The 15,064-nt window shown below is 69.8% G+C and carries 14 protein-coding genes; 8 read left to right on the top strand and 6 right to left on the bottom strand.

Features of this window, described 5'->3' with window-relative positions; genetic code table 11:
• Window positions 1-18: 18 nt before the first annotated feature.
• The 3 genes from ACZ6S0_RS11035 to ACZ6S0_RS11045 form a co-directional block, all read right to left on the bottom strand.
• Window positions 19-600, bottom strand: a complete 582-nt coding sequence (locus ACZ6S0_RS11035) for a TIGR00645 family protein (RefSeq protein ID WP_465915563.1) — start codon at window positions 598-600, stop codon at window positions 19-21.
• Between the two features lie 131 nt (window positions 601-731).
• Complete coding sequence (serC, locus tag ACZ6S0_RS11040; protein ID WP_344872496.1) at window positions 732-1,841, bottom strand: phosphoserine transaminase; 1,110 nt, start codon at window positions 1,839-1,841, stop codon at window positions 732-734.
• Window positions 1,842-2,015: 174 nt separating this feature from the next.
• Window positions 2,016-3,122 carry a citrate synthase 2 gene (locus ACZ6S0_RS11045; protein WP_344872498.1) on the bottom strand — a complete coding sequence of 369 codons (1,107 nt, stop codon included), beginning with the start codon at window positions 3,120-3,122 and terminating at the stop codon, window positions 2,016-2,018.
• A gap of 251 nt (window positions 3,123-3,373) precedes the next feature.
• On the opposite strand from ACZ6S0_RS11045, the gene pdxH reads away from it, so the two are divergent.
• The 5 genes from pdxH to ACZ6S0_RS11070 all read left to right on the top strand — a co-directional run bounded on the left by pdxH (window position 3,374) and on the right by ACZ6S0_RS11070 (window position 9,436).
• Window positions 3,374-4,027 (top strand): pyridoxamine 5'-phosphate oxidase, encoded by a 654-nt coding sequence (pdxH, locus tag ACZ6S0_RS11050; RefSeq protein WP_344872500.1) that lies wholly within the window; start codon window positions 3,374-3,376, stop codon window positions 4,025-4,027.
• Between the two features lie 10 nt (window positions 4,028-4,037).
• On the top strand, window positions 4,038-5,273 hold the full coding sequence (locus ACZ6S0_RS11055) for an MFS transporter (protein WP_465915564.1): 1,236 nt from the start codon (window positions 4,038-4,040) through the stop codon (window positions 5,271-5,273).
• Between the two features lie 325 nt (window positions 5,274-5,598).
• On the top strand, window positions 5,599-6,303 hold the full coding sequence (locus ACZ6S0_RS11060; protein ID WP_465915565.1) for a metal-dependent transcriptional regulator: 705 nt from the start codon (window positions 5,599-5,601) through the stop codon (window positions 6,301-6,303).
• Between the two features lie 126 nt (window positions 6,304-6,429).
• Window positions 6,430-8,652 (top strand): ATP-binding SpoIIE family protein phosphatase, encoded by a 2,223-nt coding sequence (locus ACZ6S0_RS11065; protein WP_465915566.1) that lies wholly within the window; start codon window positions 6,430-6,432, stop codon window positions 8,650-8,652.
• 16 nt (window positions 8,653-8,668) lie between these two features.
• Complete coding sequence (locus tag ACZ6S0_RS11070) at window positions 8,669-9,436, top strand: alpha/beta fold hydrolase (RefSeq protein ID WP_465915567.1); 768 nt, start codon at window positions 8,669-8,671, stop codon at window positions 9,434-9,436.
• Here ACZ6S0_RS11070 and ACZ6S0_RS11075 read toward each other — a convergent pair.
• Together ACZ6S0_RS11075 and ACZ6S0_RS11080 are read right to left on the bottom strand one after the other, a co-directional pair.
• Window positions 9,433-9,594 (bottom strand): hypothetical protein, encoded by a 162-nt coding sequence (locus ACZ6S0_RS11075; RefSeq protein WP_465915568.1) that lies wholly within the window; start codon window positions 9,592-9,594, stop codon window positions 9,433-9,435. The two genes, ACZ6S0_RS11070 and ACZ6S0_RS11075, sit on opposite strands and share 4 nt — an antisense overlap.
• A 45-nt stretch (window positions 9,595-9,639) precedes the next feature.
• Entirely contained in the window at window positions 9,640-10,785 is a 1,146-nt protein-coding gene (locus ACZ6S0_RS11080; protein ID WP_465915569.1) for an acyl-CoA dehydrogenase family protein, read from the bottom strand.
• A 217-nt stretch (window positions 10,786-11,002) separates the two neighbouring features.
• On the opposite strand from ACZ6S0_RS11080, the gene ACZ6S0_RS11085 reads away from it, so the two are divergent.
• Window positions 11,003-12,331, top strand: coding sequence for a hypothetical protein (locus tag ACZ6S0_RS11085; protein WP_465915570.1), 1,329 nt, complete (start codon window positions 11,003-11,005; stop codon window positions 12,329-12,331).
• A complete protein-coding gene (locus ACZ6S0_RS11090) occupies window positions 12,331-13,278 on the top strand; it encodes a class F sortase (RefSeq protein WP_465915571.1) in 948 nt (315 codons plus the stop codon). The genes ACZ6S0_RS11085 and ACZ6S0_RS11090 overlap by 1 nt, the downstream gene beginning before the upstream one ends.
• A 255-nt stretch (window positions 13,279-13,533) precedes the next feature.
• Here ACZ6S0_RS11090 and ACZ6S0_RS11095 read toward each other — a convergent pair whose 3' ends face one another.
• On the bottom strand, window positions 13,534-14,256 hold the full coding sequence (locus ACZ6S0_RS11095; RefSeq protein ID WP_465915572.1) for a hypothetical protein: 723 nt from the start codon (window positions 14,254-14,256) through the stop codon (window positions 13,534-13,536).
• Between the two features lie 31 nt (window positions 14,257-14,287).
• On the opposite strand from ACZ6S0_RS11095, the gene ACZ6S0_RS11100 reads away from it, so the two are divergent.
• Window positions 14,288-15,046 carry a class F sortase gene (locus ACZ6S0_RS11100; RefSeq protein ID WP_465915573.1) on the top strand — a complete coding sequence of 253 codons (759 nt, stop codon included), beginning with the start codon at window positions 14,288-14,290 and terminating at the stop codon, window positions 15,044-15,046.
• Window positions 15,047-15,064 lie beyond the last annotated feature (18 nt).

The following is a 15,064-nucleotide window of genomic DNA, read 5'->3' on the forward strand; positions in this document are numbered from 1 at the left end:
TCGGAGCGACGTCGCGCCCTACAGGTGGGAGCGGGTGTGTTCGGCCGGTGAGGTGGACAGGAGACGGTCGATGTAGGCCAGGCCGACCGCCGAGAGCACGAACGCCAGGTGGATCAGCATCTGCCACATGATCTTGTCGTTCGGCGTCGACCCCGCCCGGATGAACGTCTGCAGCAGGTGCACCGACGAGATCCCGATGATGGCCGTGGCCAGCTTGACCTTCAGCACGTTCGCGTTGACGTGGGAGAGCCACTCCGGCTCGTCGGGGTGGTCGTTGAGGTCGATGCGCGACACGAACGTCTCGTAGCCGCCGATGATCACCATGATCAGCAGGTTGGAGATCATCACCACGTCGATGAGCGCCAGCACCGTGAGCATGACCACGACCTCGGGCGCGGGCGCGCCGGCCGCCGGGGTGCCGTGCAGGAACACGGTGTCGATGAGGTGCCAGAGCTCCAGGACGAACTGGTAGACGTACACCGCCTGGGCCACGATGAGGCCGAGGTAGAGCGGGACCTGGAGCCAGCGGCTGGCGAACATGAGATGGCCGAGGCTCTTCGGCCGTCCGGCGCCCTGGCCGAAGGGGGGTTTGTCGGGCAAGAACGTGTCCTGGTAATCGCGAGCCTGGGGTCCCCAGAGCGCGCGTGCCTGCCGGGTTCGCGCGGAGCGTCGGGGAGGACGCGTGGGCCCTCCCCGACGTACCGGCCCGCGGGACGGGCCGTGAGAAGGGGCTAGAGGCGCTCGACCACGTGGTCGACGCACACCGTCAGCGCCTCGACGTCGGCCGGGTCGATGGCCGGGAACATCGCGATGCGCAACTGGTTGCGGCCCAGCTTGCGGTAGGGCTCGGTGTCGATGATGCCGTTGGCGCGCAGCACCTTGGCCACGGCCGCGGCGTCGACGTCGTCGTTGAAGTCGATCGTGCCGACCACCTGCGAGCGGAACTCGGGGGCGGCGAACGGCGTGGCGTACGCCGACTTCTCGGCCCAGGTGTAGAGCCGCGAGGCGGAGTCGGCCGTGCGGGCGGTGGTCCAGGCCAGACCGCCGTTGCCGTTCATCCAGTCGAGCTGGTCGGCCAGCAGGAACAGGGTGGCCACCGCCGGGGTGTTGTAGGTCTGGTCCTTGGCGGAGTTGTCGATCGCGACCGGCAGGCTGAAGAACTCCGGCACGAACCGCCCGCTCGCGGCGATCTCCTCGACCCTGGCCAGGGCCCGCGGCGACATGATCGCGATCCACAGGCCGCCGTCGGAGGCGAAGCTCTTCTGCGGCGCGAAGTAGTAGACGTCGGTCTCGGCGAGGTCGACGGGCAGGCCGCCGGCGCCGGAGGTGGCGTCGACCAGCACCAGCGAGTCGTCGGAGCCCACGCGCCCGATCGGCATGGCCACGCCGGTCGAGGTCTCGTTGTGGGTCAGCGCGTAGGCGTCGACGCCGTCCTCGGTGACCGCGGCGGGGTGGGTGCCCACCTCCGAGGTGATGACGCTCGGCTCGGCGAGCCACGGCGCCTTCTTGGTGACCGTGGCGAACTTCGAGGAGAACTCACCGAACGACAGGTGCTGGGACTTCTCGCGGACCAGCCCGAAGGCGGCGATGTCCCAGAACGCGGTGGTGCCGCCGTTGCCCAGCACCACCTGGTAGCCCTCCGGCAGCGAGAACAGGTCGGCCAGGCCGGAGCGCACGCGGCCGACCAGGTTCTTGACCGGCTTCTGGCGGTGCGAGGTGCCCATGAGGCTCGCGCCGGAGGCGGCGAGCGCGGCCAGTTGCTCGGTGCGAACCTTCGAGGGCCCACAGCCGAACCGGCCGTCGGTGGGCTTGATGTCAGCGGGAATCACGATGTCAGCCACGTAACGGAGCCTACCGACCGGCGTGGAATGGCTCGTACGCGGTCCGGATTCTGAGACCTGGAGATTCTCTCCCAAACCGGTTCAGATCACCCGGTCGTGCAGGGAAAATCCGCCGGGCAGCGAAACGGCTACCGCGGGCCTAGGAGAGGGCCGCGCGGTAGCCGTGGCAGGAGATCAGTACTTGCCGACGACCTCGTCGGCGCCCGTCAGCTCGCTGAGTGGGCGCGAGGCCGGGCCGATGTAGGTGGCGCTCGGGCGGACCAACCTGCCCGTGCGCTTCTGCTCCAGGATGTGCGCGGCCCAACCGGCCGTGCGCGCGCAGGTGAACATCGAGGTGAACATGTGGGAGGGCACCTCGGCGAAGTCGAGCACCACGGCGGCCCAGTACTCCACGTTCGTGGCCAGCACGCGGTCGGGCTTGCGCGCGTGCAGCTCCTCCAGGGCGGCCTGCTCCAGCGCCGCGGCGACCTCGTAGCGGGGCGCGTCGAGCTCCTTGGCGGTGCGTCGCAGCACGCGGGCGCGGGGGTCCTCGGCGCGGTAGACGCGGTGGCCGAAGCCCATGAGGCGGTTGCCCTTGTCCAGCTCGCTCTGGACGTACTTCTTGGCGTCGCCGAGCTGCTCCACACCCTCGATCATGTGCAGGACGCGGGCGGGGGCGCCGCCGTGCAGCGGGCCCGACATGGCGCCGACGGCGCCGGAGAGCGCGGCGGCCACGTCGGCCCCGGTGGAGGCGATGACGCGGGCGGTGAACGTCGAGGCGTTCATGCCGTGCTCGGCCGCGGAGGTCCAGTAGGCGTCGATGGCCTTGACGTGCTTGGGATCAGGCTCACCGCGCCAGCGGATCATGAAGCGTTCGACGATGGTCTTGGCCTCGTCGACCCGGCTCTGCGGCACCATCGGCAGGCCGAGGCCCCGCGCGGACTGCGCCACGAAGGACAGGGCCATGACCGAGGCGCGCGCGAGCTGGTCGCGGGCCTCCTCGTCACTGATGTCGAGCAGCGGCTTGAAGCCATAGGCCGGAGCCAGCATGGCCAGCGCGCTCTGTACGTCTACGCGGATGTCACCGGAGTGGACAGGAATGGGGTAGGGCTCAGCCGGGGGCAGGCCCGGCTGGAACTTGTTGTCGACCAGCAGGCCCCACACGTGCCCGAACGGGACACGGCCCACCAGCTCTTCGATGTCGACGCCCCGGTATCGAAGGGCGCCCCCTTCTTTGTCCGGTTCCGCGATCTCGGTCTCGAAAGCTACGACGCCTTCGAGCCCGGGTTTGAAGTCGGACATACTCGGCCGCCTCCCTTTCTTGCCATGTTTCGGCAACGCGATGCTGTGCCAATGTCGCGGCCGCTCCGGGATCGGCATGGATACATGTCCGCCCTCCCCGAGCTCCTCCGCTATGTTGATGTCGAGATACCGGCGGGTCAATTTAACCCCCTAGCAGGTCACGGTCGGTCTCGGGACCCGCCGTTAGGACAAACCCGCTGGTGGGAGGGTTGTCTGGGATCCGCCACACGGGCGCGCAAGAATACCGTCTCGTGGATGCCACCCCGCGCCCGCCCACGTTGGCGGGGCTTCGCCGTACGTACGAGGGCGAGCCGTTGCTCGAATCAGACCTCGCGTCCGACCCGATCGCGCAGTTCACCGAATGGTTCCAGGACGCGCTCGACGCCGGCCTGCCGGAACCCAACGCCATGGTCCTGGCCACGGCCTCCGCCGGAGGACGCCCGAGCGCCAGGACGGTCCTGCTCAAGGGCTACGACGAACGCGGATTCGTCTTCTACACCAACTACGAGTCCCGCAAGGGGCGCGACCTGGCCGAGAATCCCCGCGCGTCCCTGCTGTTCCCCTGGCACCCGCTACGCCGCCAGGTGCGCGTCGAGGGCACCGTGACGCGGCTGTCCCACGCGGAGTCGGCCGCGTACTTCGCCTCCCGTCCGTACGGGTCGCGCATCGGCGCCTGGGCCTCGCGCCAGTCGGCGGTGGTGAGGTCGAGGGAGGAGCTGGACGCCCGCTACGAGGAGCTGGCGGCGCGCTGGCCGGAGGATCCGCCGGTGCCCGACTTCTGGGGCGGTTACCGGGTGGCCCCCGTCGAGCTGGAGTTCTGGCAGGGGCAGCTCGACCGGATGCACGACCGGTTGCGTTACCGGCGTACGCGACCCGGCTGGGTCATAGAGAGACTTGCCCCCTAATGTTCCTGAAGTGGCATTCGGGGAACTGGTCAAACGTCATCTCATAGACACCCGGCCGCTGGGCGTCCTCGCGTACCGGCGGATCTGGCTCGGCCAGGCCGTGTCACACATCGGCGTCGGCGTGACCGTCGTGGCCGTGGGACAGCAGGTCTTCGAGATCACCCAGTCGTCGCTGCACGTTGGGCTGCTCGGCCTGGCCAACCTGATCCCGCTGATCGTCTTCGGTCTGTGGGGCGGAGCCGTCGCCGACGCCGTCGACCGGCGCAAGCTGCTCATCGTGGGCTCGCTGATCGCCTGGGCGGCCACGCTGTTCATCCTCGTGCAGGCGCTGCTCGGCCTGGACAACGTCTACCTGATCTTCCTCGCGGTCGCGATCAACTCCACCGGCTTCGCCATCACCGGCCCGACCAGGGGCGCGATCATCCCCAGGATCCTGGAGCCGGAGCTGGTGCCCGCCGCCAACGCGCTCAACTCGCTGGTCTTCAGCCTGGGCGCGGTGGTGGGGCCGATGGTGGGCGCGGTCCTGCTCGGCCACGGCGGGTTCGCGGGCGCGTACGCGGTGGACGCCGTCCTGTTCGCCGGCAGCCTCTACGCGGCGCTCAGACTGCCCTCACTGCCCCCGCTGGGGGAGGTGAGCCGTCCGGGGGTGGGGGCCGTGGCGGAGGGGCTCAAATTCGTCGTCAGGAGCCCGGTGCTGCTGATGTCGTTCGTCGTGGACATCATCGCGATGGTGTTCGCCATGCCCAGGGCGCTCTTCCCCGAGATGACGGCCGAGCGCTTCGGCGGCTCGCTCGACGCGCTCGGCTGGATGACCTCGGCCATGGCCATCGGCTCCGTGGCCGGGGCGCTGTTCTCCGGCTGGGTCGGCCGGGTCAGGCGGCAGGGGGTCGCGCTGTCGATCGTCATCGCCGTCTGGGGCCTGGCCGTGGCCGCCGCCGGGCTCTCGCACGAGCTGTGGCTCGTGGTGCTGTTCATGGCCGTCGGCGGGGTGGCGGACGTCATCTCCTCGGTCTGGCGGCAGTCGATCCTCCAGTTGTACGCCCCGGACGAGATGCGCGGACGCCTGCAGGGGGCGTTCATGGTGGTCGTGGCCGGCGGGCCGCGCCTGGGCGAGCTGCGGGCCGGGGCGACCGCGACGGCGTTCGGGATGACGGGCGCCTGGGTGGGCGGCGGGATCGCCTGCGCCGTCACCGTGCTGGTCGTCGGGCTCTCGGTGGCCGGATTCCGCAACTACCGGGCCCGTTAGCGCCGTCCGGAGGTCGGCCAGGACGCCCGCGTCCCCGTCGGGCGCGCGGCCGTGGGCCTGTCATGAATGCGCCTTTTACCGCGCGGCGTAAAAGAGAAGTTTTTGGCGGCGTTGGTCAGATGGACATCTTCCCGTGCGATTCCCGCCTCCGCGCGGCGGGGGCGAGCCGGGCGGGAAGGAACTCGGCCGCCCCGTTGTTGCCGACTTTTGCCATGGTCGGTCGTTCTCCCCATAGGGTTCTCTGTGATTCCCGGCGACTCCTGTGCCCGCAGCGGATGGGCTCAGTCCCCGCCACGACCGGCGTACCATTCAGTTGGGAGGAGTCTTGACCGCACACGGCCTGATCGACACCACGGAGATGTATCTCCGCACGATTTACGAGCTCGAAGAGGAGGGCATCGTCCCTCTTCGCGCCCGCATCGCGGAGCGCCTCCAGCAGAGCGGCCCCACCGTCAGCCAGACCGTCGCCCGCATGGAGCGCGACGGGCTGGTCCGCGTCGAAGGTGACCGGCACCTGTCGATGACCGACCTCGGCCGCACGCTGGCCACCCGCGTCATGCGCAAGCACCGCCTGGCCGAATGCCTGCTCACGCAGGTGATCGGGCTGCCCTGGGAAGAGGTGCACATCGAGGCGTGCCGCTGGGAGCACGTGATGTCCGAGTCCGTCGAGTCACGCCTGGTGACGCTGCTCGACAATCCGACCGTCTGCCCCCACGGCAACCCGATCCCCGGGCTGGCCGAGCTGGGCGCCAGAGAGCCGGCCGAGAGCGCCGCCGACACGCTGACGACGATGAGCGACCTCGCGGGCAGCCGTGACACACCCGTTGTCGTGCGGCGAATCAGTGAACAAGTGCAAAGTGATCCTGCTGTGATGCTTAAACTCAAGCAAGTTGGGATACAACCCGGACGCGAGGTGACGCTCGCGGCGAGCGACGACGGTGTACGGGTGACAGGTGACGGAGACGCGAAGGACACGCCCGCGGAGCTTCCGCGCGATGTCGCCGCGCACGTTTTTGTCTCCAAGCGCTGACGCGCGCGCGGCCAGTTGGTTGAATCCCTCCTGGGAGGCCCTCCACTCTCCTCCCCTGGCCAAGACTGTTGCAGGAGCGCCCGTGGTCCGCTTTGCATACACGCCACCTCGAGGAGTGGTCTCCGGATGACGCGATGGGGGGATCTGTCACAGGAAACGGCTGATCACCTTGCTGCCGGATCCGTGCTCGACCAGGCCGAGATGGCGGTGGTCGTCACCGACCGGTTCAGCAATCTGCTCTATTGGAACCCGTTCGCCGAGAGCCTCTTCGGCCGGCAGGGCAGGCCCGCCGCGCGCGACGGGTCGATCCTTTCGCTCGGGATCCTGGAGAAGGATCATCCGCAGGCGATCGAGCTGGCCAAGCACGTGCTCAAGGGCGGCGTGTGGGAGGGCACGTTCGACGTCAGGCGCGGCGACGGCACCATCGTCTACGTCCGCGCGCAGGCCGTGCCGCTGCGCCACCCGTCCGGGTCGGTGTCGGGGATCGTCGTCATGGCCCGCGAGGCGCTGCGCAGCAACGAGCGGGAAAAAGACCGCTTCGGGCTGCTCGAGCGCATCGGCGAGCGGCTGGCGGGCTCGCTCTACGTCGAGGAGACGCTCAAGCGGGTCGCCGAGATGCTCGTCCCCCAGTTCGCCGACCACTGCTTCATCGAGCTGACCGAGGGCGACCGGCTCGTCCGCAGGGTCTCTCAGCACGTGCAGGGGTGGACGCCGCCGTCGGGAACGTGGAAGCCGGTGGGCGCGGAGATCCGCTACCCCTCCGGCCACTACGCCGAGACCGCGTTGCGCCGCCAGGAGACGATCCTCGTCGAAGACTTCGCCGGCAACCGCTACCCGGCGCCCCACGAGGGCAGCGCGCGCCTGTGCGGTGAGGTCGGCATGACCTCCGCCATCGTGGCGCCGCTGCTGGTGCGCGGCGAGACGCTCGGCCTGATGTACCTCGGCCTGTCCAACCTCACCGACCGCCGCAGCCCTCACTACGACGCCTTCGACCGCGACTTCGTGGGCGCCATCGCCACCCGGGTCGCGCTCGCGATCGACAACGCGCTGCTGTTCGAGGAAGAGCGCCACACGGCGGAGTCGTTCCAGAAATACCTGCTGCCGCGCGCGCTGCCGCAGCTCGACGGGCTGCAGATCGCCGTGCGCTACTACCCGGCCGCCCCGCTGGCCTCCCACGGGCAGGGCATCCAGACCCAGGTCGGCGGCGACTGGTACGACGTCATCCCGCTGTCCGCCGGCCGCGTCGGCATCGTGATCGGCGACGTCGAGGGCAGGGGCGCCAAGGCCGCGGCCATCATGGGCCAGCTCCGGGCGGCCCTGCGCGCCTTCGCGCAGGACGACAAGTCCCCGGCCGACATCCTGGCCAGGCTCGACGAGTGGACCCGCATCATCGCCACCCCCGAGTACGACGACAACGGCGCCGAGATCAGCATCCCGCCCATCGTGACCTGCCAATACCTGGTCTACGACGCCTGGTCCAGGCAGCTCTCCTTCGCCAACGCCGGGCACGCCCCGCCGCTGCTGCTGGTCGACGGCCAGTGCGTCGAGCTCGACATCGAGGAGGTCGGCCAGCCGCTCGGCGTGCGCGCCAAGGGCCTGCACGCCGACCTGGTCTACAAGGAGGAGACGCGGACGCTGCCGCCCGGCGCGGCGCTGCTGCTCTACACCGACGGCCTGATCGACCGCCGCCCGACCCGCGACGGCCGGATGCCGAGCGACGACGAGACGCTCGGCGTGCTCTGCGAGGAGCTGGCCAAGGTCTCCGAAGCGGAGGTCGAGCGCATCGCCGACGCCGCCACGGTGGCGGTGCCCGGCGAGATCGACGACGACATGGCCATCCTCGTGGTCCGCTCCAGCGACGTCGACCTCGACGTCGAGGCGCGCACGTTCCCGGCCCAGCCGATCATGGTGGGCGAGGCGCGGCGCATGGCCGCGGAGGCGTTCGCGAGCTGGAACGTGCCCGAAGAGCGGGCCGAGCTGGCCTGCCTGCTCGTCTCCGAGGTCGTCACCAACGTGGTGCTGCACGCCGCCACCGCCGGGGTGCCGCGCAGGGAGCTGGTCGTGGAGGGGCCGCCGCTGCCGTTCGAGGAGTCCTGGGACATGCCGGGCTTCGAGGACGAAGTGGTCGGCGACAAGGAGTTCACGCTGCGGCTGCGCAGGGGCGAGGAGTCGGTCTGGGTCGAGGTGTTCGACCAGGACCTGCGCCTGCCCCGCATCCGCAGCGCCGGGGAGAACGACGAGGGCGGTCGCGGCCTTTACCTGGTCGACCAGCTTGCCCGGCGTTGGGGCTCGCGTCCCACCAGGGAAGGCAAAGCCGTCTGGTTCGAGATTCCCACCCGTGGCAGGTGAGTGATTCACTGGCGCCATGGAGCTGGCCTTCGAACGACGGGGCACGGGCGCGCCGCTGATCCTCATCCACGGCATCGGCCACCACTGGCAGGGGTGGCTGCCGGTGATCGACCGGCTGGCCGTGGCACGTACGGTGATCGCGATCGACCTGCCCGGCTTCGGGGCCTCTCCCGGGCTGCCCGAGGGCATCCCCTACACGGCCGAGTCGCTGGCCGACGCGGTCGAGTCGTTCTGCGCCCTGCTCGGCGTGCGCGAGCCGCACGTGGCGGGCAACTCACTGGGCGGCTACATCGCGCTGGAGCTGGCCTCGCGCGGTGTCGTACGGACGGCCACCGCGCTGTCCCCCGCGGGCTTCTGGACGCGTTCTGAGCTGGTCTACTGCCAGGCGGTGCTGCGCGCCCTGCGTGCCTCGGCCCGTTCCATGCCGGTGGAGACGCTGGTCAAGACGGCGGAAAGCCGCTACCTGCGCGCGGTCTCCGCCGGGGTCCTGGTCGCCCATCCCTCCAGGCTCGACCCGGCCGCGCTGGTCGCCGCCACGCGGGCGCTGGGGGAGGCGGCCGGCTTCGACGAGACGCTGGAGTCGTTCGGCGGCCTGATGCCGCCCGCCCCGCCGAAGTCGCCCATCACGATCGCGTGGGGTGAGCACGACCGGCTGCTGCTGCGCCGCCAGGCCATCCGCGCGGCGCGCTGGTCGGGGCAGCGGGTCAAGCTCCTCAAGGGGTGCGGGCACCTGCCGATGAGCGACGACCCCGAGCTGGTCACCCGGGTCGTGCTCGGCGGTTAGATCTTGGTCTGCCCCCAGAGCAGCAACATGACGATGACGAACACGATCATCACGCCGGCGTAGCCGACCGGGCCGAGGCGGATGGCCCGGCGTACGCGGTTGAGTGCCCAGGCGACCAGCAGCGCCAGGAAGACCAGGAGGATCAGGCCGGCGTCCATGGTGTCCAGTATGCGGTCTGACCCGGCCCGCCGCGCGGTGACCGGTCAGAATCCGAATGACCGGCCGATGATCTCCTTCATGATCTCCGTGGTGCCGCCGTAGATCGTCTGTACGCGGCTGTCGAGCCACGCCTTGGCGACCGGGTACTCCATCATGTAGCCGTAGCCGCCGTGGAGCTGGAGGCAGCGGTCGATGACCCTGGTCTGCAGCTCGGTCGTCCACCACTTGGCCTTGGCGGCGTCCACGGCGGTGAGGCGGCCCGCGTTGAGCGCCAGGATGCACTTGTCGACGTAGTGGCGGGCGATCTCGGTCTCGGTGGCCAGCTCCGCCAGCACGAACCGGGTGTTCTGGAACGAGCCGATGTTCCGGCCGAACGCCTGGCGGGTCCGGCAGTACTCGATCGTCTGGGCCAGCACGGTCTCCGCCGCGGCCACCGCCGCCACGGCGATCGACAGGCGTTCCTGGGGCAGGTTGTTCATGAGCTGGACGAAGCCCTCGCCCTCGTTCGGGCCGAGGCGGTTGGCGACGGGCACGCGTACGCCGTCGAAGAACAGCTCCGCCGTGTCCTGGGCCTTCATGCCGACCTTCTCCAGGTTCCGTCCGCGCCCGAACCCCTCCATGCCCCGCTCCACCACGACCAGCGAGATGCCCCTGGCGCCCGCCTCGGGGTCGGTCCTGGCGACCACGACGACGAGATCGGCGTTGACGCCGTTCGTGATGAACGTCTTCTGCCCGCTGACGACGTAGTGGTCGCCGTCGCGGACGGCCGTCGTCCTGATCCCCTGCAGGTCGCTGCCGGCCCCGGGTTCGCTCATGGCGATGGCGGTGATCAGCTCGCCGCTCGCGAAGCCCGGCAGCCAGCGCTGCCGCTGCTCCTCGTCGGTGAGATCCACCAGGTACGGGGCCATGACGTCGTTGTGCAGCGAGAAGCCCAGCCCGGTGGCGCCGTTGGCGATGATCTCCTCGACGACGACCGCGTTGTAGCGGAAGTCCCTGATGCCCGCGCCGCCGTACTCCTCCGGCACCGAGAACCCGAACATGCCCAGCTCCCCGGCCTTCTTCCAGACCTCGCGCGGGACGATGCCGTCCTGCTCCCATCGCGGGTGGTGCGGCACGACCTCGCGGGTCATGAACTCGCGTACGGTCTCGCGGAAGAGCAGGTGTTCCGCGTCGAAGAGGTCACGCTGCATCGGTCGCCTCCAGCGGCAGAATTCTGTTCTGTTACTGCCAGGTATACCCGGTGTCGAACGCCGTGGACACGGGTTCATCACAAGTGCCGGGGGACGCGGCGTTCGACGGGTGTTGAGAGTTTTTCGACTCTAGGATCGACCTTCGGTCTGTTCGTGGGTGATCGGAGTCTCCGTGAGACGGTGGCGCAGGGCGTTGATCGCCGCATCCGTGGGGTCCGTGGCGAGCTTAGGTTTCGTGGTGCTGCCGAACGTACCGGCGTCGGCCGCGCCCGCAGACCTGTCCATCGACTACAAGTGCGCCGCGATCGAGAACGACGGCAGCATCGTCCGGCACGGCCCCGTCCGGCTCACCACCGACCTCGCCTTCGCCACGGACCTCACGGTCGGCGACCCGCTCAACCTCACCTGGAAGCTGGGCTACGACACCGCCGAGCCCGGCCGCCTCCAGGCGCCCGGCTACTTCGCCGCCGGTGGCCAGGTGCACGCCACCGGCTACGTCGAACACCGCAAGGACGAGGTGAACGTCCTCATGCCCCGGGGCGTCTCCGACGCGCACGGCCCGCTGCGCCCCGACGACCCGCTCACGCCGCCCCAGACGCTGAGCGACCCCGCCCTGACCGACGAGGCGGGCGTCATCACGATCACGCCGGGGGACATCGAACTCGACTTCACCCCGCCCGACGGCGTGGCGGTCGTCAACGACGGGGACGACGCCGACAACCCGAGCGACCTGCGGATCGTCTACAGCGACGACCAGTGGGAGTCGCGCGACGACCTCCCCGAGTCGGAGAACCACCAGCACAACGACCTGCACGAGGCCCGCCAGAAGGACGCCAGTGCCTCCCTCACCTTCGTCGGCACCAGCGTGCGCTACATGGGCCCGACCGACAAGGACTCCAGCCCGGTCGACGTCTACCTCGACGACAAGAAGGTCGCCACGGTGAACCCGTCGCGCGACGCCGAGGACAACCCGGTCAACGACGACCTCGACGGCGGCAAGGTCCTGTACGACTCGCCGGCGCTGACGTACGGCGAGCACACGATCAGGCTGGTGAAGGCCGCGGAGGAGGGCCTGATGTGGCTCGACTCGTTCGAGGTCTCGACCAAGGCGGCCAAGACGCCGACCGGCTACCACGCCGCCAAGTGCAGTCCTGTCGGCACGCCGCCGTCGGTCGAGGTGACCGTACGGCCGAAGCCCGACCCCACCGGCACCTCGACGGACGACCCGGGCCAGGACGACCCCGGCGACTCCACGCCTCCCGCCGACGCCACCGTCGGCGGTGACCGGGTGATCGTGCTGCCGCAGTCGTCGACCTCGTCCTCGACCTCGTCCACGCCCAAGAGCACCGGACCGACCGCCACCAACTACTACAAGGCCCAGGTCGCCGACACACCCAGCGGCGGCGTGGAGACCGGGGTGGCCCCGGACGCGGCGGGTCATCCGTACGGGCTCATGGCCGGCGGCATGGCCGTCGTGCTGGGCAGCGCCGGGGGCGGGCTGCTGCTGCGCCGCCGCCAGGCCGGACACGCGGGAGGAACGCGCTGATGGCCGACCACGAAGCACCGCAGCCGGAGAACGCGCTGCCGTCCCGGCAGGCGACGCTTGAGCACGCCCCGATGGCCGGGCACCAGACACCGACGCCGGAGAGCCCGCCTCGGTCAGGGCAGAGGGCTTTGACGCCGGAGAGCCCGCCACCGTCCGGGGAGAGCCCGCCATCGTCCGGGCAGAAGACGCCGATGCAGCGGGCGCTGCCCGGCCTGCTCATCGCCGGGTCGCTCGGCGGCGTCGGCCTGGTCATGGTGAGCCTGCTCTCGCTGGCGCCCAAGATCGATGACGGCTCGCAGCCGCTCGTGGCGGCCCAGGACGCGCCGAGCAAGGTGGAGGTGGCGAACGCGGGCGCGTTCGCACTCTCGCCGACGGTCGGCCCCGGCGGCAAGAACGTCCCCCTGACCCCGGCCCGCCTGGACGCGCCGCCGCCGCTGCCCGCCGTCCCGGTCGTCTCGCCGATCCCCACGGCCAAGACCAAGGCCGCCAAGGCCCACCCGACCCGCATCAAGATCCCCAAGATCAAGGTGAACGCCCCGGTCGGCTCGGTCGCGCTGGACGCCAAGGGCCGGCTCGGCACCCCGCCGCTCGGCAAGCCGAACCAGACGGGCTGGTACAAACTCTCGCCCGTGCCCGGCGAACTCGGCCCGTCGATCATCAACGGCCACGTGGCCACCCGCAGCGGCCCCGCCGTCTTCGACCGCCTCAGGGAGCTGGCGAAGGGCGACCAGATCTACGTCTACCGGTCGGACGGCAAGGTCACCCGGTTCACGGTGAGCGGGATCGAGCAGGCCGGCAAGACCGCGTTCCCGACCGAGCGGGTGTACGGCAACACCGACAACTCCCAGCTCAGGCTCATCACGTGCGGCGGGGTCTACAACAAGACGACGCATCACTACACAGACAACATCGTCGTGTACGCAACGTTGTCAAAGAAGAAGACATGAGGGAAAGTTGGTGCAGAATTGGCGGTTTACGGGAACTTGACGGGGACAGTTCGTAGGATCTCTACCTAACCGTGACCAACTGCTGGGATTCTGGCACGATCGTTGATACTGCGCTGAATTGGAGATGGAAGTGCTGACGTCCAAGGCGGGGCGCCGCCTCGCCCTCAAGACATCCGCCATGGCCGTCCTAGGCGCAGGCATCTTCGGCGCGATACCGGTGGTGGCGGCAATGGCCGCCGCTCCCGTCGATGTGGTCTACACCTGTACGGCGGCGGGCCCCGCCGGAACGCCGACGGCGACGGAGACCATTCCGTTCCGCATGGAGCTGAGGGGCCCGACCACGACCGTCACGCCCAGTGCCACCGTGACCGTCACCTGGGATGTGCAGCAGCCGACGGCGAGTGCGAGCCACCTGCCCGTCATTTCCAGCATGACCCCCAGCAGCGCGGTCGTGGCCGCCGGAACCGTCAGCCCCAGCGGCACGCCGATCCCTGCGGTGCCCATCCCCGTGGGCGCGACTGCCACCGTTCCAACGGCCGTGGCGTCTGATGGCGCGATGCCACTTCCCACCATGACCATGGTGGTGACGCCCACCGCCTCCGGCACGGTCGCGCTCAAGGGCGGCGCGTTCGCGCTCCAGGTGGGCGGCACGACGTGGTACAACTGCCAGCCGGGTGCTTCCGGCGGTCCCTCGGCGAACTTCGTCGTGGGAACTACCACGGCGAGCCCGACCTCGACGAACACGAACACGGGCACCACCTCGCCCAGCCCGACCACCACCACCCCGCGCCCCACCACGACCCGCACCGCGACGGTGACCGTTACGCCGTCCTCGTCCAACAGCACCACCAGGAGTTCTGAGACTCCCAAGGCCGGGGCGGACACCGGGGCCGGGGGGATGATGGGGCCTGACGGGCGGGTGTTCATCCTGACCGGCACAGCGCTGGTGGCGGCGGCCGCCGTGGGTGGGCTGGTCATTCGACGCCGTTCGATCAAGGGCTGACGAGCTGTGTCGGGCTACTATCCGTACGGCGACCCCGCGCCCGCTCCGCCGCCCGAGGACAAGGGCGGCGCCGCGCTCAGGACCGTCCTGGTCGTGGCCGCCATCGCCGGTGTGGTGACGGTGGTGGCCGGGCTGCTGATCGTGCTGAGGTCTCCCCAGGAGTACGGCCTGGAGGGCAGCCGTGAGGCCCTGAACCTGCAGACGCAGCCGAAGCAGACCGTCCAGCCGGAGCAGGCGTACTTCCAGGCTCCGGCCGACGTGCCGCCACCGCTGCCGCAGATCACCCCGGCGCCGCCCATGCTGCCCTCCACCCCGGTCAGGCTCGTGGTCAAGCGGCTCGGCATCAACGCGCCGATCAAGTCCGTGGGGCTGGCCAAGGACGGCACGATCGAGGTGCCCCCGTCCGACAACCACAACCTGGTCGGCTGGTACCGGAACATGTCCACCCCTGGTGAGGCGGGCCCCGCCGTGCTGCTCGGGCACAAGGACACCCGGACGCGCAGCGCCGTGTTCGCCCGCTTGCCCGAGCTGAAGAACGGCGACACCATCGAGGTCAAGCGCCAGGACAAGACCACCGCGGTGTTCACCGTCGGCGGCATCGAGCAGGCGAGCAAGAAGACGTTCCCGACCCAGCGGGTCTACGGGGCGCAGGAGAACGCCCAGCTTCACCTCATCACCTGCGGTGGCACCTACAACCGGTCCACCGGACACTACACCGACAACGTGATCGTCTACGCGACGATGACAAGCTCCTATCGAAGCTGAGCGCCGGAGGCGGGCATG

It is taken from the genome of Nonomuraea sp. NPDC051298, assembly GCF_055586305.1.